Source organism: Streptomyces longhuiensis (assembly GCF_020616555.1).
In the GTDB taxonomy this organism is placed as follows: Bacteria; Actinomycetota; Actinomycetes; order Streptomycetales; family Streptomycetaceae; genus Streptomyces; species Streptomyces longhuiensis.
Genome location: NZ_CP085173.1, coordinates 808,583 through 826,089 on the forward strand (window position 1 = coordinate 808,583; position 17,507 = coordinate 826,089).

The 17,507-nt window shown below is 69.7% G+C and carries 16 protein-coding genes; 7 read left to right on the forward strand and 9 right to left on the reverse strand.

The genetic code is table 11. The features are described from left to right. Window positions 1-351 precede the first annotated feature (351 nt). The 6 genes from LGI35_RS03920 to LGI35_RS03945 form a co-directional block, all read right to left on the reverse strand. Window positions 352-2,763 (reverse strand): glycoside hydrolase family 65 protein, encoded by a 2,412-nt coding sequence (locus tag LGI35_RS03920; RefSeq protein WP_227292453.1) that lies wholly within the window; start codon window positions 2,761-2,763, stop codon window positions 352-354. Next, window positions 2,760-3,512: an HAD family hydrolase gene (locus LGI35_RS03925; RefSeq protein ID WP_227292456.1), complete on the reverse strand. Its 753-nt coding sequence runs from the start codon at window positions 3,510-3,512 to the stop codon at window positions 2,760-2,762. Before LGI35_RS03925 ends, LGI35_RS03920 begins: the two co-directional genes overlap by 4 nt. Continuing rightward, a complete protein-coding gene (locus LGI35_RS03930; protein WP_227292458.1) occupies window positions 3,509-4,180 on the reverse strand; it encodes a helix-turn-helix domain-containing protein in 672 nt (223 codons plus the stop codon). The genes LGI35_RS03925 and LGI35_RS03930 overlap by 4 nt, the downstream gene beginning before the upstream one ends. A gap of 5 nt (window positions 4,181-4,185) precedes the next feature. Further along, window positions 4,186-5,262 carry a zinc-dependent alcohol dehydrogenase family protein gene (locus LGI35_RS03935; protein WP_227292461.1) on the reverse strand — a complete coding sequence of 359 codons (1,077 nt, stop codon included), beginning with the start codon at window positions 5,260-5,262 and terminating at the stop codon, window positions 4,186-4,188. 608 nt (window positions 5,263-5,870) lie between these two features. Further along, entirely contained in the window at window positions 5,871-6,200 is a 330-nt protein-coding gene (locus LGI35_RS03940) for a hypothetical protein (RefSeq protein WP_227292464.1), read from the reverse strand. Between the two features lie 74 nt (window positions 6,201-6,274). Continuing rightward, entirely contained in the window at window positions 6,275-7,144 is an 870-nt protein-coding gene (locus tag LGI35_RS03945; RefSeq protein ID WP_227292466.1) for an IS5 family transposase, read from the reverse strand. Window positions 7,145-7,168: 24 nt separating this feature from the next. Between LGI35_RS03945 and LGI35_RS03950 the strand changes: the two genes are divergently transcribed. Beyond that, window positions 7,169-7,408 (forward strand): hypothetical protein, encoded by a 240-nt coding sequence (locus LGI35_RS03950; RefSeq protein ID WP_227292468.1) that lies wholly within the window; start codon window positions 7,169-7,171, stop codon window positions 7,406-7,408. Window positions 7,409-7,708: 300 nt separating this feature from the next. On the opposite strand, the gene LGI35_RS03955 is transcribed toward LGI35_RS03950, so the two are convergent. Both LGI35_RS03955 and LGI35_RS03960 read right to left on the reverse strand, forming a co-directional pair. Further along, window positions 7,709-9,133, reverse strand: a complete 1,425-nt coding sequence (locus LGI35_RS03955; protein ID WP_227292470.1) for a sensor histidine kinase — start codon at window positions 9,131-9,133, stop codon at window positions 7,709-7,711. After that, window positions 9,130-9,864, reverse strand: coding sequence for a response regulator transcription factor (locus tag LGI35_RS03960; protein WP_279348618.1), 735 nt, complete (start codon window positions 9,862-9,864; stop codon window positions 9,130-9,132). The genes LGI35_RS03955 and LGI35_RS03960 overlap by 4 nt, the downstream gene beginning before the upstream one ends. 170 nt (window positions 9,865-10,034) lie before the next feature. On the opposite strand from LGI35_RS03960, the gene LGI35_RS03965 reads away from it, so the two are divergent. The 6 genes from LGI35_RS03965 (at window position 10,035) to LGI35_RS03990 (ending at window position 16,183) form a co-directional block, all read left to right on the forward strand. Further along, a complete protein-coding gene (locus LGI35_RS03965) occupies window positions 10,035-11,402 on the forward strand; it encodes a ferredoxin reductase family protein (RefSeq protein ID WP_227292472.1) in 1,368 nt (455 codons plus the stop codon). Between the two features lie 12 nt (window positions 11,403-11,414). Further along, the gene (locus LGI35_RS03970; protein ID WP_227292473.1) at window positions 11,415-11,861 is read left to right on the forward strand and encodes an FMN-binding protein; all 447 of its coding nucleotides are present in this window, start codon (window positions 11,415-11,417) and stop codon (window positions 11,859-11,861) included. Continuing rightward, window positions 11,854-12,624, forward strand: coding sequence for an FAD:protein FMN transferase (locus LGI35_RS03975; protein ID WP_227292475.1), 771 nt, complete (start codon window positions 11,854-11,856; stop codon window positions 12,622-12,624). The genes LGI35_RS03970 and LGI35_RS03975 overlap by 8 nt, the downstream gene beginning before the upstream one ends. Before the next feature lie 457 nt (window positions 12,625-13,081). Next, entirely contained in the window at window positions 13,082-13,573 is a 492-nt protein-coding gene (locus tag LGI35_RS03980; protein WP_227292477.1) for a DUF2975 domain-containing protein, read from the forward strand. Next, window positions 13,573-13,794 (forward strand): helix-turn-helix domain-containing protein, encoded by a 222-nt coding sequence (locus tag LGI35_RS03985; protein ID WP_030609318.1) that lies wholly within the window; start codon window positions 13,573-13,575, stop codon window positions 13,792-13,794. The genes LGI35_RS03980 and LGI35_RS03985 overlap by 1 nt, the downstream gene beginning before the upstream one ends. A gap of 589 nt (window positions 13,795-14,383) precedes the next feature. Then, a complete protein-coding gene (locus tag LGI35_RS03990; RefSeq protein ID WP_227292479.1) occupies window positions 14,384-16,183 on the forward strand; it encodes a protein kinase domain-containing protein in 1,800 nt (599 codons plus the stop codon). Window positions 16,184-16,436: 253 nt separating this feature from the next. On the opposite strand, the gene LGI35_RS03995 is transcribed toward LGI35_RS03990, so the two are convergent. Further along, complete coding sequence (locus LGI35_RS03995; protein WP_227292481.1) at window positions 16,437-17,480, reverse strand: hypothetical protein; 1,044 nt, start codon at window positions 17,478-17,480, stop codon at window positions 16,437-16,439. Between the last annotated feature and the right edge of the window lie 27 nt (window positions 17,481-17,507).

Consider the following 17,507-nt stretch of genomic DNA (forward strand, 5'->3'; position numbering starts at 1 on the left):
CCGCGGGTTCGTGTCCGGCGGTCCGCGCAGACGATAGGGCATCGAACTGAACGATCCATGCCGCATCCCGCGACTGTTCCGCCCTGGGGCCTGACCTCGGAATCAGGACCTCGTGCCCGGCGCTGGGACCCTGCTTCGCATGGACTGTTGGCCTGCGCCCGCAGGCGGTGTCTGCGTTCACGAGGCTGTCAGGGCCTGACCGGCCCACCTGGCCTTCGGGGCGCTCCGAGCGGCTGAAGACCCTGGTCGCGGATGTACGCAGGCGACTCCGTCGCCGGGGCGGTCCGCATCCACAAAGGCTGAGGGATGCTTCCCGTCTCGGCGGCCCGGCCACTCTCTGCCCAGTGCGGGTCAGCAAGCCTGGCCCGGCGACAGCCGGAACCATCGCTGCTGTCCCGGGGCCACGCTCGCCGTTCGGTCGCCCGGCAGTACGAGCTCGACGGGCGGTCCGTGCGGCGAAGAGGGCACGCTGATCCCGAACCGGCCCGGCAGGAACCGGACGCGAATGCCCCGATGCCCGCGATAGCAGAAGGTGAAGGCCGAGCGGGGTACTTCGCCGAGCGGAACGGGGTCTATATGGAGTCCGTCCTCGCAGGCCTCCAGGCCCACGACGACGCGCTCGACCAGGTCGAGGGTGCCGCCCATGGCTCCCAGATGGATGCCTTCGCCGGTCGTGCCGCCCTGGATGTCGGTGACATCGCTCAGCAGGGCCTCCTGGCAGAGGGGCCAGGCGTCCGCGCCCCTCTGCCGGGCGAGGACCCAGCCGTGCACGAGACTACTGAGAGTCGAACCGTGGCTGGTCCGTGCCAGGTAGTAGGAGACGGTCGCACGCCAGGTCTCGTCGTCGAGGGGATAACCGAGCCGTGCGAAGATCCCGTACAGCTCGGCAGGCCGGAACAGGTAGCCGAGCATGAGGGTGTCGGCCTGTTTGGAGGCCTGGTAGCGATTGACCGTGTCGGCCTCGGCTTCGAGGATGCGGTCCAGGCGGCGGATGTCGTGATAGCGGGCCCGGTAGGCGTCCCAGTCGAGTTCGGCCAGGTCCCCGTAACCTTCGAACTGGCTGATGACTCCGCTGTGGAAGGGCACGTACATCCGCTGTGAGATCTCCCGCCACCGGTCGAGATCCTCACGGCCGAGGCCCAACTCCGTGAGCAGCTCACTGCGACGGACGGGCGGCAGCTCCTCGTACAGGTCGAGGGCACGGGCGAGCACCCAGGCTGCGGTGACGTTGGTGTAGGCGTTGTCGTCGATCCCGGGTGTGGTGGCGTCCGGGTAGGCGTCGTGGTACTCGTCGGGGCCCAGGACGCCCCGGAGCCGGTAGCGCCGCAGACCGGGATCGTACGCGGCGGCACTGGCCCAGTATCGGGCGATGTGCAGGAGGAGTTCGGCGCCGGGCCCGTGCGTGAACCCGGTGTCGCCCGTGGTCTGGCCGTAACGCCAGACGTTCCAGGCGATGGCCGATCCGACGTGGCGCTGCAGACGGGAGTGGTCGGGCAGCCATCTGCCGGATCGGGGATTGAGGTGCAGCGTCTGTGTCTCCTCGCGGCCCGAACCTCCGCTCTGCCAGGGGAACATGGCGCCGGCGAAACCGGCCCGGAGCGCAGTGTCGCGGGCCGCCGGCAGTCGGCGGTGGCGATACATGAGCAGGGAGCGCGCGACCTCCGGGAAGTGCAGGGTGACGTAGGGCAGGACGAAGAGCTCGTCCCAGAAGACGTGCCCCCGGTAGGCCTCCCCGTGCAGTCCCCGGGCGGGCACGCCCACGTCGAGCTCGGTGGTGAGCGGGGAGAGCGTCTGGAGGAGATGGAAGGCGTGCAGACGCAGGATATGTCCCGTCTCTCCGGGAACCTCCAGCTCCCCCTCGGCCCACAGCCGTTCCCACGCAGCCTGATGTGTGGTGAGCAGCGCGGGGAAACGCGATGCTCGCGAGGCCTGGTCGACGGCCTCGCGCAGGGGCTCTTGCGCGGGCCGGTCCAGCGATGTCCGCAGGGCAGCGGTCTTCACCACCACAACGGGCCTTTCCCGGGAGATCGGCAGCCTGAGTGTGTGGACGGCGGCCGTGCGGGTGCAGGACACCGCGACGGGGCCGACGGGCCGCGAGGAGACGCGTACCGCGACTCCGATCCGGATCCGGGACGAGGTTGTCGTACAACCCAGCCACGCCACTCCTTCCGGTTCCACACCGGCCTGATGACCGGTCAGATGATGGCCGTCGAGATCGCGGTAGCGTTCAACACCGCAATTCGCGATGTCTCCGTCGAGGGCGGATTCGACGACGAGAGTGCCTCGCCATCCGTAGGCATGGAACACCGTCCGCTGGGCGGCCAAGAACGGGTCGCTCATGTGGACGAGTCGCGTGTGCGTGACGCCCAGGCGACGGCCGTGCGCGTCCTGGAACAGCATGCGGCGCACAAGGGTGCCGCGGCGTAGGTCGAGGGAGACCGTGTAGTGGCGCAGGGCGGCGTCGTCGGGTGTCAGCCACTCGCCCGGTGATCCGCCCTCCGGCAGACAGCGATAACGCAATGCCGTCCAGTCGGGCAACCTGACCATGTCCTCGTTGGTGATCCGGGCGCCTTCCACGGACGAGACGAGTCGGTCGTAACAGCCTGCGAGGTAGGTGCCCGGGGCGTGGACCGCGTCGGGAACGGTCTCGGGTGCTGATCCCCGTGTGGCGAACCGTCCGTTGCCGAGGGTGCACAGGCTCTCGACGACCCGTTCCGTCTTGGGGTCGTAGCTGCTGAACTCCCATGCCCACGAGGTGGTCATGGCCGGTGTCCGCGGAGTACGGCGGGCAGTGCGCCGAGGTCGGACAGCACAAGGTCCGCGCCTCCCACGCGCAGGGAGTCGGCCATGTGCGCGTCGGGCGACCGGTCGATGCCGACGACCAGGCCGAAACCGCCCCGCCTGCCTGCCCCGACTCCGGCGATCGCATCCTCCACGACCGCCGTGTCCGCGGGGACCGTACCCAGTTGCGCAGCCGCTTCGAGAAAGAGCGCGGGATCGGGCTTGCCGGCCAGGCCGAGACGCGCCGCGTCCTCACCGTCGACCAGCGCGTCGAAGAGACCCACCAGGGCGGCGGACTCCAGCAGTGCACGGGCGTGCCGGGACGCGGACGCGGCCGCAGAACGCACGCCCCGCGCCTTCAGCTCGCCGAGGGCAGGACGGACATCGGCGAACACCTCGACAGCCCGGGTGGTGAGGGACTCGGAGAAAATCTGCTCCTTGCGCGCGGCGACCGCCCAGACCGTGCCGCATCCCGGCGCGTTCCCGCGCGCACCTGGTGGCAGACCGATCCCCCGGGCGCTCAGGAAGGCCAGGGCCCCGTCGTAGCGAGGCTTCCCGTCGACCAGCTCCCGGTACTCACGATCCGCGTCGAAGGGGCGCGGCTCGGTGCCGCCGACGGCCCACGCGTCAAGGCAACCGTCGAAGGCGGTCTTCCACGCGCTCGCGTGCAGCACCGCGGAATCGAGGAGCACTCCGTCGGTGTCGAAGACGACGGCGCGAACCGGATTCACCGGTGCACCACGCGCCGGCCGCTCATGCGGACGGGTGTGACCGACATCCAGTGCGTGCGGTTCCCACCCGCCCAGGGCAGGGAGCGCGCGACGGTCTCCAGTCGCCGGATGGTTTCGCCGTCGGTGACGCCCGTGAGTTCACCGACCGTCAGGACACTCCAGCCCTGCTTCATCACGTCATCGATGTGATCGACCTCGAAGGCCACCTCCGTCCCTGCGGACCGGATCAGCAGCGCTTCACCGGAGGTCCGGAAGGCGATGTCTTCACCGGCCACGACGTAGTTGACCGGGAGGACCGCGGGGCCCTCCGGAGTGAAGACCGCGACGCGTCCGATGCCGTGGGTCGACAGCAGCCGACGGCACTCCTCCGGGTTCAGCGTGACCAGTTCGGAGTCCCGGTGTGCGCTGCCCCTGCCAGGCGGTCGGTCGGCCGTGGCGCCGACCAGCTCGGTCACGGTGGTCTCGAGCGCGTCGGCGATCCGGACCAGCGAGCCGATTCCGGGGTTGGCGGACCGCTCTTCCAGATAGGCGATGTACGAGGCGTCCGCCCCACAGCGGTTGCCCACTTGCTCCCGGGTGAGCCCGAGCGCTGCTCGTCTGGCGGCGATGCGTCGGCCCAGGTCCGTGATTCCGGCTTGCTCGGCGGGCTTGGGTGTTGTGCTGGGCATGACGTTCACTTCCCCGCGGTCTGCACGGTCACGGCGTTGTGCTGAGGTCCGCCCAGCACCACCTTGAGGGCTCCGGTCTCGGCGGCGCGGGAGAAGACGTCGTAGGCCTCCTCCATCTGCCCGAGTTCGAAGCGGTGGGTGACCAGCGAACCGGCGGGGAGCCGACCGGCGGCCATCATTTTCAGCAGCATGGGCGTCGAGTAGGTGTCGACGAGCCCGGTGGTGAGGGTGATGTCCTTGATCCAGAGGTCTTCGAGATGGAGGGTCGCCGGCTTGCCGTGGACTCCGATGTTGGCGACATGGCCACCGGGGCGGACCATCCGCGTGCACGTCTCGAAGGCTTCGGGCACGCCGACAGCCTCGATGACCACGTCGGCTCCGAGCCCGTCGGTCAGATCCTCGACCAGCAGCTCGGGCTCCTCGTCCGCGCTCGCCGTGGCGTCCGCGCCGAGCGCGCGGGCGGCGGCCAGCCGGGATTCGGCGAGGTCGACGGCGATGATCCGGCCGGGGCTGTAGAGCTGCGCGGTGGCGATGGCGGCCAGGCCGATGGGGCCGGCGCCGACCACGACGACCGTGTCGCCGGGCTGGACCCTGCCGTTCAGCACGCCCACCTCGTAGGAGGTGGGGAAAATGTCGGCGAGCAGTACGGCGTCGCAGCTGTCGACGGCGCTGGGGAGCAGGTGCACGGATAGGTCCGCGAAGGGCACGGCGACGTACTCGGCCTGGGTGCCGTCGATGGTGTGGCCCAATACCCAGCCGCCGCCCCCGCGGCACTGGCCGTAGTGGCCTTCCCGGCAGAACCGGCAGCGGCCGCAAGGGGTGATGCAGGAGACCAGGACCCGGTCGCCGGGTCGGACGCTGCGGACGTCGTCGCCGGTCTCGACGACGGTGCCCACCGCCTCATGGCCCAGGATGCGGCCGGGGGCCACCTCGGGCACGTCACCCTTGACGATGTGCAGGTCGGTGCCGCAGATGGTGACGGCGTCGACGCGGACCACCGCGTCGGCGGCTTCCTTGATACTCGGATCCGGAACGTCCTGCCAGGTGGTCTGTCCCGGGCCGTGGAAGACGAGTGCCTTCATGACGTCGCCCCTCTGTTCCTGTCTCTTCCAGTAAGGGTCACCCTCAGGCTGGCCCGGCGGGTACGCGGTGCGCATGGGCCGGACGGTCCCCGGCCAAGGCCTGACGGACCCTCCCGGCATCGCGATCCAGGGCGGATGGTGAAGGAGACGGCGACCGGCCCCCTCCGGGGACCGCATCGACCGTGAACCGGGCTGGACGGCCGTCGTACCCCGCGCGGGGAAGGGCGTCCTGGTCCGGTGAACCGGGCCGGTCGGCCCCTGCGCAGGCACCACGAGGCCCTCCTGGAACCACTGCCGGAGGCGTGACCCTGAGAGGGAAGGGTTGGAGGCACACCATGACCACCATGCGGACCCTGCTCAGTGAGATGTCACCCGACGCACGCGAGGCCCTGCTCGCCCGCTCCCACCGCGTGGACTTCCCCTCGGGAACCCGCATCTTCGACGAGCACAGGTGCGCCGACCGGTTCTGGATCATCGAGAACGGCACCGTCGAGCTCGACATGCATGTTCCTGGGCACAAAGCCGCGGTCGTGGAGACCCTCGGATTCGGCGACCTGCTCGGCTGGTCCTGGATGGTCCCGCCCTACCTGTGGCACCTAGGCCGTGTTTTAGAAGTCGCTGATCTGCTTGGTCGGCTGTCCGGCGAGGTTGCGGGCGGCCATCCAGATGGTGAGGTCGTTCGAGATCCTGTCGATACTGGTGTCGGTGGTGACCTCGTGCTCGCGGCGGGTGGTGTCACGGCGGACGACCTCATAACCGCCCTCGTCCAGGACGGCGACTGAGGCGAACCAAGCCGGGTCGTCTTCGTCGGGCTGGATGACGACGAAGGTGTTGTCCGCGTCGTTGAGGTCGTCGATCAGCATGAACACCGCGTCCTCGGACGGGTCGTCGATGTGGTCGCCGTTCTCGCTGTCGGCGCAGTAGTACCGAGCCCCCATCGGACCTGTCCCCTTCAACACGCAGAGCTGTGACCGCCGTCAGCATGGCATGCTGGGCCGACACCGTCGCCAGGTCACAGCCATTCGTTGATTGCGGCGATGTGGACGGTGGCTTCAAAGCGGACGGCGAGCTTGTCGAACCGCATGGCCACCGCCCGATTGCGCTTGAGCCGGTTAATGCCGCACTCGACCGCGTGCCGGGCCTTGTAATCCTCGCGATCGAAGGCCGGTGGGCGCCCGCCACTTGCCCCACGGCGCTTGCGGTGGCCGGCCTGGTCGGCCGGTTCCGGGATGGTGCAGCGGATCCCGCGCCTGCGGAGGTAGGCACGATTGGTGCGCGAGGAATAGGCCTTGTCGCCCCGCACCCGCAGCGGCCGTCTGCGGGGACGCCCGAGCCCCAGCCGGGGTATCCGGATTGCTTCCAGGACAGCCACGAATTGCGGGCTGTCGCCCGCCTGCCCGGCGGTGACCACAAGCGATAACGGCCGTTGGCCCTGTTCACAGGCCAGATGAATCTTGGTGGTCCAGCCGCCCCGGGACCGGCCCAAGCCGTGGTCGTCGGGCTCGGTCCGGATCCCGCCCGGCGGCTCCTTCTGGGCCTGCCCGTCCTTGCGGGCACCAGCCGCATGCTGATGAGCCCGGCAGATCGTGGAGTCGACGTTCACTTCCCACGTGATCAGCCCGGCCGCATCGGCACGAGCCTGCAAACCGGTCAGCACCGCCGACCACACACCATCTCGCTGCCAGCGACGAAAGAGCCCATAGACCGTCTGCCACGGCCCGTACTCCACAGGCAGATCCCGCCAGGGAGCACCGGTTCGCACCCGCCAGCGGATTCCGTCGATCAGCTTCCGCCGACAGACTGAGGGTCTGCCGACCACCGCGACCGGCAACAGCGGCTCCAGCACTGTCCACTGGCCATCTGAGAGATCCCCACGCCCCACACCGAGATCATCACGGCACGAGGCGTGGCCACGAAGCCAGTTCTAAAACATTCCCTAGGTGCCACGGCCACGCACCCGGTCCAGGCCCTGGAATTCGATGCGCAGGCAGTACGTGAGCTGTGCGCCGAGGACTCCGGGGTCGGCCGCGAGGTGTCGATCGGCGTCGCCGCGGTGATCGCCCGCAGGCTGTCGGCTTCCCGCAACCGCCTGCTCGCCATGTTCGCCTCCAACGGCAGCGGCCAACTGCTCGAGGACTCCCGCTGAGGAACGTGCCGTGGCCTCCGACCGGAGCTTCGCCGAGGACGTCATGACGAAGGAGGTTTGGAGCCACCGAGCAGATGCATCGGCTCGGCGACACCGGGAGGGCCGGCTCACTTCAGCCTGAACAGCTGATGACGCCCACGCCGTCACCGTCCGCCCGCAGGCCACGCTCCCCGCGCCGCCGTCAGGCAGTGCCCGGCCACCGCCTTCCCGGAAGGGCGCGCACCAGGGCCCCACGGCACGGCCACCCCTTGGTACGCACACGCCGTCCGCGCCCTCACCCGGCCTTCGCCCCCAGCATCATCAAAGGGGCAGTGTCAGACGGAAGGTCGTGCGCCCGGGGCGGCTGGTGAGGCTGACTGTTCCACCGTGCGCGGTGGTGACGGCGTGGACGATGGCGAGGCCGAGGCCGGTGCTTCCTGTGCTGCGGGAGCGTGCGTGATCGGCGCGGACGAAGCGGCCGAAGACCTCCGGTTGGAGGTCTTCGGGGATACCGGGCCCGTTGTCGCTCACGGCGAGGGATGCCTCGGCCTGGTCGGTGTCGAGGGTGATGGTCACTTCGGAGCCGGGAGGGGTGTGGGTGCGGGCGTTGGCGAGGAGGTTGCCGATGGCCTGCTGAAGCCGGTGGGCGTCGCCGGTGACGATGACGGGTTCCTCGGGGAGGTCGAGGAGCCAGCGGTGGGCGGGGCCCGCGGCACGGGCGTCGTCCGTGGCATCGAGGATCAGCAGAGTCAGGTCGACCGGCTCGTGTTCGAGGGGACGTCCGGCGTCCAGGCGGGCGAGGAGAAGCAGGTCGTCGACGAGGCGGGTCATGCGCTGCGATTCGCCGTCGATGCGCTCCAGAGCGTGTCGGACTTCGGTGGGGACGGGGCCGGAGTGACGCAGGGCGAGTTCGGCGTGACCGCGGATGTTGGCGACGGGGGTGCGCAGTTCGTGGCTGGCGTCGGCGGCGAAGTGGCGGAGTCGCTCCTCGCTGGCCTGGCGGCGGGTGAGGGCGTCCTCGACGTGGCCGAGCATGTGGTTGAGCGCGGAGCCGACCTGGCCGACCTCGGTGCGCGGGTCAGTGTCGGGAAGGGGCCCCGGCATGGCGATCTCGCCGCTGGCGAGCGGCAGTCCGGCCACCTCCGCCGCCCGGGCTGTGACCCGTTGGAGGGGACGCAGAGAGATCCGTACCCATACGGCGCCGGCGATGCCCGTGATCACCAGGGCGGCGCCGAACAGCACCGTCTCGACCGCTTCGAGGCGGTGAACGGTCGCCTCCACGGGGTGCAGGGACAGGCCGGTGATCAGCGTGTCCTGGTCGTCGCCCGGGAACGCCATGACGCGGTAACTACGCAGCGTGGAGAGGCGGATGCTGTGCCCTCCCCCGTCGGTGGGGACCGCCGCCAGGGTGCGACGGTCCTCGGAGGTGAGGTGGACGGGGCGATCGGTGGCGTTGTCGACGACGGCGGCCTGGGTGACGGTGCCGGCCAGGAGGCGGGCGCCGAAGGTGTGGTCGGCCTGGCCGCGGGTGTCGGGGCGGTTGTCGGAGTCGGGCTCGGCCTCGTGCTCCAGGCTCGCGGGGAACCGGCCGCCTGAAGTGGCGAGTTGCTCGTCCAGGCGCCCCATCAGGAACCCCCGCAGAGCGAGGGCGGTGATGATCCCGACGGCGAGGCAGGCGAGGGCTAGCAGGGCGACCAGTCCGACGGTGAGCTGGCCGCGCAGGGTGCGGGGCGGCGGACGTCTCACAGGGAGTCCGCCTTGAGTACGTAGCCGACGCCGCGCACCGTGTGGATCATCGGGGTGCGTCCGGCGTCGATCTTCTTACGCAGGTAACTGATGTACAGCTCCACGACGTGGGAGCGGCCTCCGAAGTCGTAGGCCCAGACCCGGTCGAGGATCTGGTCCTTGGACAGCACCCGGCGCGGGTTGCGCATCAAGAACCGCAGCAGTTCGAACTCGGTGCGCGACAGCTCCACCACTGATCCCGCACGGCGTACTTCCCTGGCTTCCTCGTCCATGGTGAGGTCGCCGACGATGAGCTGGCTCGTACCCGGTTCGGCGGTCATCCCGGCTCGTCGCAGGAGCCCGCGGAGCCGGGCCAGGACCTCTTCCAGGCTGTAGGGCTTGGTGACGTAGTCGTCGCCGCCGGCGGTGATGCCGGCGATGCGGTCCTCGACCGCGTCCCGGGCGGTCAGGAACAGCACGCACACGCGGGGCGCCTCGCGTCGGAGGGCGCGCAGCACCTGCAGGCCGTCGAGGTCGGGCAGCATCCAGTCCAGGACCACCGCGTCGGGCCGGAAGTAGCGGCCCGCCGCCAGGGCGCTCGCGCCGTCGGCGGCTGTTCGGACCTGCATGCCCTCGTCGGTCAGCACGGTGGCCAGGACATCGGTGACGTCGGGTTCGTCGTCGACGACGAGGATCCGGACCGGGTCTCCGTCGGGGCGGTGCAGTGGTGGTGTGGCGCGTGGCTCGTCCATGGTCCCTCCAGCATCCCCCGGCACGGGGCGCCGCAGGGCTCGCCGTGTCTCTGAGTTCCCTGTGAATCAGCGCTGAGGGCGGCCTGCGGGGCTGTTTCAGAAGGTTCACAGAGCTTGGGCTGTGAGTCTGGCCGTCCGTCGCCGCAGCGAGCCCTACTCGAAGGTGCCCTATGACCACCACGTTCACCAGCACGCCGTACGCGGGCCGCGGGGTCCGTCACCGCCGCCGTTCGCGCCGCAGTCCTGTGCCGTTTCTGGCTCAGCTGGTCATCTGGGGCGGCGCGGCGGGAGTGCTGGCACTGTGGTGGAGCGACACGAACGCGGTGGTCGGCCCGGCGGGCTGGCTCACCGGCGCCGGGCGCATCACCGGGCTGCTGGCCGGCTACGCCTGCGCGGTACTGCTGGCCCTGATGGCCCGCACACCGCTTCTGGACCACACGATCGGCACCGACCGGCTCGCCCGCTGGCACGCCCTCGGCGGGCGCTGCACGGTCTCGCTGGCCCTGGCCCACACCCTGCTCGTCATCTGGGGCTACTCCCTGACCTCGCACACCGACGTGGTCACCCAGACGACCACACTCGTCTTCCATTACCCCGAGCTGCTCAAGGGCACGATCGGATTCCTGCTGTTCCTGGCCACCGGAGTCCTGTCGGCCCGCGCGGCCCGCCGCAGGATGAGCTACGAGACCTGGCACTATCTGCACTTCGCCACCTACCTGGCCGTCTTCCTCACCTTCGGCCACCAGCTCTCCAACGGGGCCGACTTCGTCGGCAACCGTCTCGCCCAGGCCGCCTGGTACGCACTGTTCCTCGGCGTCGCCGTCCTGGTCGTCTGGTTCCGCTTCGCTGTTCCCGTCCGGCGCGCACTGCGCCACCGGATGCGGGTGGCCGCGATCCGTCCCGAGGCACCGGGCGTGGTCTCCGTCTACGTCACCGGCGACCACCTGGACGAACTGGGCGGCGAGCCGGGACAGTTCCTGCGCTGGCGCTTCATGGCCCGTGGGCTGTGGTGGACCGCCAATCCGTACTCCCTCTCCGCCCCGGCGAACCCCCGTCACCTGCGGATCACGGTGAAGGCAGCGGGCGGACACAGTGCCGCGCTCGCCCGGCTGGCCCCCGGCACCCGGGTGTGGGCCGAGGGACCCTACGGCGCCTTCACGGCGAACCGTCGCTCAGCCGCCAAGGTTCTGCTGCTGGCCGGCGGCGTCGGCATCACCCCGCTGCGTACGCTCTTCGAGACGCTGCCGGGACAGGTCACCCTCGTCTACCGGGCCCGCAGCGTCGAAGACCTCGCCCTGCGCGGTGAGATCGACGCGATAGCCGCCCACCGACGGGCCACCGTCCACCACGTCGTCGACGAACCGGCCGGCTACTCCTCACCCCTGACCGCCCAGGGCCTGAGCACCCTCGTTCCCGACCTGGCCGCGCACGATGTCTTCCTGTGCGGTCCGCCCGGCATGACGCAGGCGGCAACCGAAGCCCTCCGGGAGGCCGGTGTCCCGTCGCACCGCATCCACCACGAGTCGTTCGCGTTCTGAGGAGAACCCGTCATGCGCCGAGCCGTCGTCGCCACCACCGGGATCAGCGCCCTGGTCGTCACGCTGCTGGCCCTCAAGCCTCATCAACTACCCGCTCTCGGCGGCGGATCGCGCACGCCTTCGGCCTCCTCGTCGTCCCCGCGCGCCACGCCCACGGGCACCGCATCGGGTGCGTCCACGGGGACAGGCACGTTCACCGGCGACCCCGTCGACACCCAGTACGGAACCGTGCAGGTCGCCGCCACCCTCACCAAGGGGAAGATCACCGCGGTGAAGATCCTTCAGGCTCCGAATCAAAACGGCCGCGACCAGGAGATCGCCGCATACGCGCTGCCCCGCCTCACCGAGGAGGCGCTCGGCGCCCAGAGCGCCCACATCGACGCGGTCTCCGGTGCCAGCTACACAAGCCAGGGCTACATGCAGTCCCTGCAGAGCGCGCTGGACCAGGCCCATGCCTGACACCGCACACGGACTGCGTCACGTCGAGCACGTGATGGGCACGGCCTTCTCCTTCGACATCCGCGACGAGCCCACCCCCGCCGTCCACCGCGCCCTCGCCGAGGCCGTACGCCAACTCCACCGAGTGGACGCCGTGTTCTCCACCTACCGGCCCGACAGCCACATCAGCCGTCTCGGCCGCGGCGACATCCGCCTGGCCGACTGCCCGCCGGAAGTCCACGAAGTCCTGTCGCTCTGTGCCCGGGCCACCCGCGACAGCGACGGCTACTTCAGCATCACTCCCGCCGGCACCCTCGACCCCTCCGGCCTGGTCAAAGGCTGGGCCACCGAAGCCGCCTCCCAGCTCCTCCACGCAGCGGGCGCCCGCCACACCTGCGTCAACGGCGGCGGCGACCTCCAAATCCGCGGCCAGGCGGCCCCTGCCACCCCATGGCGCATCGGTATCGCCCACCCACTGCGCCCGGGCGAACTCGCCACCGTCATCACTGCCCACGACGACCTGGCCGTCGCCACCTCCGGCACCGCCGAACGCGGCTCCCACATCCTCGACCCGCACCACGGCACGCCCGTCACCACGTTCGCCTCCCTCACTGTCATCGGCCCGCGCCTGACCTTGACCGACACCTACGCCACCGCCGCCTTCGCCCGGGGCGACGGCGCCCGGGACTGGCTGGAGACCCTGCCCGGCTACGAAGCCCTCGCGATCCTGCCCGACGGCCGACAGTGGCGGACCTCAGGATTCAACCGCCACGCATCCTCCTGACGCGGGCAGGCCACAGGGGACCCGGTCGCCCAGTGATCGCCGCAGTCTCGCTGACCGCAGTGCCGTGCTTCCCGTCACCGGTCACTCGCCCCTGGGCCGGGCCGCGACGGCGTCGGGGCAGCTCTACTTCGGCGGCCGCTGCGCCTGGCCCCGTCTCGGCTCTCCCACCAGCACGAATGCTGCTGCGGGTTCCACAGGGCGTCGCCCATGGAGGCGCCTCCCGAACGGCATGTACTGATCGGGCAGGGTTGGGCGCAGTCGGATGGTGTCCGATTTGCGCTCACGCGAGGCCGACTTCGACAAGATCAAGGCGATTCGCACCACCTTCATGCCACGCACGGGGCGTTCCGACAGGTGCGAAACCCCCGTCCCCCACCCCCCAACCCTCCACACCACACCTTGCTTCACCTATCGAAATTCGATAGATTCTCATCGTAACTCGATGGAAGGATCGGTCATGGGAAAGCTGGCAGTGCGCGCATTGCGCGTCGTGCTCGCGGTGGTGCTCGCCGGCACCGTGTTCGTACAGGCATCGATGGTGTGGGTGTTGGTCAGCGGGAGCGACCCGGAGGACGGGTCGATCCCGCTGACCCCGCTGCGCGTGATCACGATCCTGGGCATGGTGTCGGCTCAGGTCGCCCTGGTCTGCGTATGGCGGCTGGTGACGATGGTGCGACGCGGAACCGTGTTCTCCCACGCCGCCTTCCGGTACGTGGACGCCGTGATCGGCGCGATCGTGGCGGCTTCCCTCCTGTGGTTCGCGGTCACAGCCGTCAATGCGCCGGGCCAGCGGGACGACCCGGGCGTCACTCTCATCATGGGCGGGATCGGTCTGGCCATCCTGGGGGTCGCGCTGATCGTGCTCGTGCTACGGATGCTGCTCGCCCAGGCTGTCGCGCGCGACGTCGAAGCGGCGCACATGCAGGCCGAGTTGGACGAGGTGATCTGATGCCGATCACAGTCGACATCGACGTGATGCTGGCCAGGCGGAAGATGTCCGTGGGCGAGCTCGCGGACCGCGTAGGGATCACGCCGGCCAACCTGGCCGTACTCAAGAACGGCCGCGCCAAGGCAGTGCGCTTCGCGACGCTCGCCGCGCTCTGCGAGGTGCTCAAGTGCCAGCCGGGCGACCTGCTGCGCTGGGAGGCCGAGGACGCCGCGGGCGGATGACGTGCCCCCGGCGCGGGCGTGGAAACGACTGGCGCCACCCGGTCTGCGGCGGATATCGGTTGATCCGCACAGCACCGCACCGCACCGCCCTGGTCGGCCATCGCGACCTGCGAACACCCCCACCGCAAACCCCCGTCCTTCCAGCGCGGAAGGGCGGGGGTTCGTCGTTGGGCGGACGGCCGGCGCTCGCGTACGGCAACGCCCTGGTCGTCGTACTCACACAGACCACGTGCGCGGTTCTGGGCGGATCGACCCCCTGCCGGCAGTGGATGAGCGGATCACCAACGCCCCCGCCGTCCGTGCGGGAGCACCCGGCGAGCGGCCCTCACTCGCTTCCCCGCAGCCGCGCCTGTCGCCGTCGTTCGGAATCAGGCGCACGGAGAGGGCGAAACCGTTCCCGACCGGCTCCGCCCGGACCGCCGGCGGAATGCCGCCTCCGACATACGTGGTCAGAGCTCAAGATCTCGTGCGAACCAGAACCATGCCGGTCGCACGGCACGTCCTCGCCAGCACCAGGTACATCAACAACCTTTATTCTCACCTGAGTTACACCCATGACCAGGGCACAAGAGCGGGGAGCCGGATCGCGATGAGCAGCACCAACAGGGACGAGCAGGATGACTCCGCCGATGGGGGCATCAAACCCCTCGCGGCCTTCGACCCGGTGCGCATCGGGCCGTATCTCCTGCTCGGTCGGCTCGGTGCGGGCGGCATGGGACGGGTCTTCCTCGCCCGGTCCGAGAGCGGGCGCACCGTCGCCGTGAAAGTGGTGCACGAAGAGCATGTGTCCGACGAGCGGTTTCGCGCACGGTTCCGGCGGGAGATCGACGCGGCGCAGCGCGTCGGGGAGCGCCACACCGCTCCCGTCCTGGACTCCGGCCCCGACGACGATCCGCCGTGGGTCGCCACCGGGTATGTTCCCGGGCTCACCCTCGACCAGGTCGTGCGGCGGCACGGACCGTTGCCCACCGCGTCCGTGCGCGCCGTCGCGGACGGGCTGCTGCGCGCTCTGAAGGACATCCACGAGGCGGGGATCGTGCACCGCGATCTGAAGCCGTCCAACGTGATGCTGACCGTGGACGGGACAAAGGTCATCGACTTCGGCATCGCGCGGGCCCTGGAGACGTCCGCAGAGTCGCCGCTGACCAGTACAGGGATGGCCGTGGGCTCGCCCGGCTTCATGTCTCCGGAGCAGATCCAGGCGCAGCGCGTGGGGCCGAAGAGCGATGTGTTCACCCTGGGGAGCGTGCTCATGTACGCGGCCACGGGGCGGCTGCCCTTCGGGCACGAGGCCAGCAATCAGCACGCGGTCATGTTCCAGATCGTGCAGGACGAGCCCGACCTGGACGGGGTCGACGACCCCGCGCTGCGGGCGCTCATCTCGCGGTGCCTGACGAAAGACCCCGAGCAACGGCCGGACGTACACGCGCTGTTGGCCGATCCGGAACTGGTGAAGACGGTCGCGGCCAAGGCCACCCTGCTGCCCGCCGACGTCGTCGCTCACCTCGCGCAGCAGTCCGCGCGGCTGCTCGACGCCGAGGCTGCGCCGCACCGGGCGGAGCCCGTGGACCGGTCGACCGTCGGGCTGCGGTCGCAGCCCGGCCCACCGGAAACCGTCCCCACGGCGGGTGGTTCCACGACGCCGAAGCCCGAACAGCGGCCCGCCCGGCGGCGCCGCACGCTGATCGTCCTGCCCATCATCGCCGTCATCACGGTCGGCGGCGGTGCGGTCACCCTGCTCCAGCCCTTTGGGGGCGGCAGCGGGGACGGAGCACATGCCACGTCGCCCCGGAGCAGCGCGAGCGCCACTGCTGACGGGAGCAAGGCGCCGAGCGAGGCGGGCAGTTCACCTTCCGGGAAGGGCAACGGGAAGGATGGGAAAGACAGCAAGGAGCAGCAAGGCGACAAAGCCGGGCAGAGCGCGGCGAAACCCAAGGAGAGCACCGGGAGTTCGACGTCGCCCGACGGCGCCGGCGGCTCCGACACAAACGGCCGCTCCGACAGCGGCGCCACCAGTAGCGGTTCCGGCTCTTCGGCCTCGGGCGGCGGCGGTTCGTCCGGCGCCGGCGGCTCGTCCACCGGCTCCCCGCCGCCCGCGTTGAAGAGCTACAGCGCCAAGTACACGAACTCCTGCGTCGGCGCATGCTCCATGCCGATCCTCGTGAGCTGGCCGGCGATCTCCCGAGCGACCCGCTACGACGTCCACTACACAAACAAGGGCAGCCAGTACACCGAGAAGAACGTCGACACCATCCATTCGACCGGCAACACCAGCTACACGATCACTGGGCCGTACTCCGGTGACGAGATCTGCCTTTCGGTACGCGCGGCCAACAAGTACGGCGCCTCTGCCTGGGCGGAGACCTACTGCACCACGGTGCCCTACTAGACACACCATCTTGAGATCGGCTCCAACCCGCAAACCCCCGTGGTCAACTGCCCGACGCCCTCGCGCGGCACGAGTGTCAACGTCGCGGGCCCCCCATGAGGCCGCGCCGAACAGCAGCGCGTGAGCCGTTCCCGGCAAGGTCCGGAGGACACGTCCTCACACGATGAGAAGGGGCGCTCCTGTCTACTACTTGTCAGATGGTGGAGAAGGAGCGCCCCGTTCCGATCTTCAGTGATCCTGCGGGAGGAAGCGGTTACTGCTGGTCGAAGGCTCCTGGCTGCTTGAGGGCGTGGTAGCGGTTGGCGAGGGCGTGGAACGCCTCCTTGGGTTCCCAGGGCATGTCCTGGTAGGTACGCGCGTTTGTGGGGTAGTCGCTGTGCTCGTCGAGGATCTTGACGATGCCGTAGGAGGCGAGGTCGGGGTCCGGTCCGGACAAACGGTGGGGGGTGCCGTAGCCGGCGAAGCTGAACCAGAAGACGGAGTCGACGCCTTCCTCTTCGAAGATGGGCATGAGGTCGTCGAGATAGCGGACCTGCTCGCTCTCGTCGCGCACCAGGTCCGGCTTGGGGGTGACGCCGTCCGGCTCCATGGCCACGTACCAGCCCGCGCCGCCGTAGTCGCCCGCCCCTCGGAAGGTGCAGCAGCCGACCTCCATGATGGCGACCGGCTTGCCGTGGGCGAACTCCTTGCGCAGGTCGTCACGGTACGTGGCGGCGTTACGCAGGCCCCGGAAGGCATCCAGACCGATGATGTCGAAGGGGCTCCAGTCCACCCCGTCCAGGGGGCACGAGGCGTAGCTGACCGGGCCGGCGAAGAGGGTGCGGACGGTGCGGACGACGTCACCGAGGAAAGCGTTGACCTTGTCGGGGACGGGCTGGAGTGCGGCTTCACGGTCGGGGCCCGCCAGAACCGGGACGCGGTCGTCAAAGGTGTCGCCGGGCAGGTACCCGCGGGCGAACAGGCTCAGTTCGCAGCCGGTGACCAGAACGACGTCAGCGCCCTCTTGACGCAGTCGTTCGGCTCGCTCCGCACTGTCGGCGAAGTACGGAAGCATCTGTTCGTCGGTCATCTCGCAGGGGAACGGCGAGAACCAGACCTCCAGCCCGACTGCCGCGGCGTGCCGCGCGGTGGTCTCGATCCGGTCCAGGTCGCCGCCCGTGATGCGGATCGCGGTGCAGTGCAGGTCCTCGGCGATGACCTGCATGTCCCGCGCGACGGCATCGGCGTCGAAGAGCGGCCGGGAGGTATCGCCGTTGGGAAACGTGCCGGTGTCGTAGTGGATGCCCTTGCCTCGCATGCCTTGCACCTCCGGTAGCAATCCGCT

Coding starts and splice junctions, on each gene's coding strand:
- LGI35_RS03920 (WP_227292453.1), bottom strand. CDS start 2,763: ATGACCACCTCGTGGGCATGGGAGTTCAGCAGCTACGACCCCAAGACG.
- LGI35_RS03930 (WP_227292458.1), bottom strand. CDS start 4,180: ATGCCCAGCACAACACCCAAGCCCGCCGAGCAAGCCGGAATCACGGAC.
- LGI35_RS03935 (WP_227292461.1), bottom strand. CDS start 5,262: ATGAAGGCACTCGTCTTCCACGGCCCGGGACAGACCACCTGGCAGGAC.
- LGI35_RS03940 (WP_227292464.1), bottom strand. CDS start 6,200: ATGGGGGCTCGGTACTACTGCGCCGACAGCGAGAACGGCGACCACATC.
- LGI35_RS03960 (WP_279348618.1), bottom strand. CDS start 9,864: ATGGACGAGCCACGCGCCACACCACCACTGCACCGCCCCGACGGAGAC.
- LGI35_RS03965 (WP_227292472.1), top strand. CDS start 10,035: ATGACCACCACGTTCACCAGCACGCCGTACGCGGGCCGCGGGGTCCGT.
- LGI35_RS03970 (WP_227292473.1), top strand. CDS start 11,415: ATGCGCCGAGCCGTCGTCGCCACCACCGGGATCAGCGCCCTGGTCGTC.
- LGI35_RS03975 (WP_227292475.1), top strand. CDS start 11,854: ATGCCTGACACCGCACACGGACTGCGTCACGTCGAGCACGTGATGGGC.
- LGI35_RS03980 (WP_227292477.1), top strand. CDS start 13,082: ATGGGAAAGCTGGCAGTGCGCGCATTGCGCGTCGTGCTCGCGGTGGTG.
- LGI35_RS03985 (WP_030609318.1), top strand. CDS start 13,573: ATGCCGATCACAGTCGACATCGACGTGATGCTGGCCAGGCGGAAGATG.
- LGI35_RS03990 (WP_227292479.1), top strand. CDS start 14,384: ATGAGCAGCACCAACAGGGACGAGCAGGATGACTCCGCCGATGGGGGC.
- LGI35_RS03995 (WP_227292481.1), bottom strand. CDS start 17,480: ATGCGAGGCAAGGGCATCCACTACGACACCGGCACGTTTCCCAACGGC.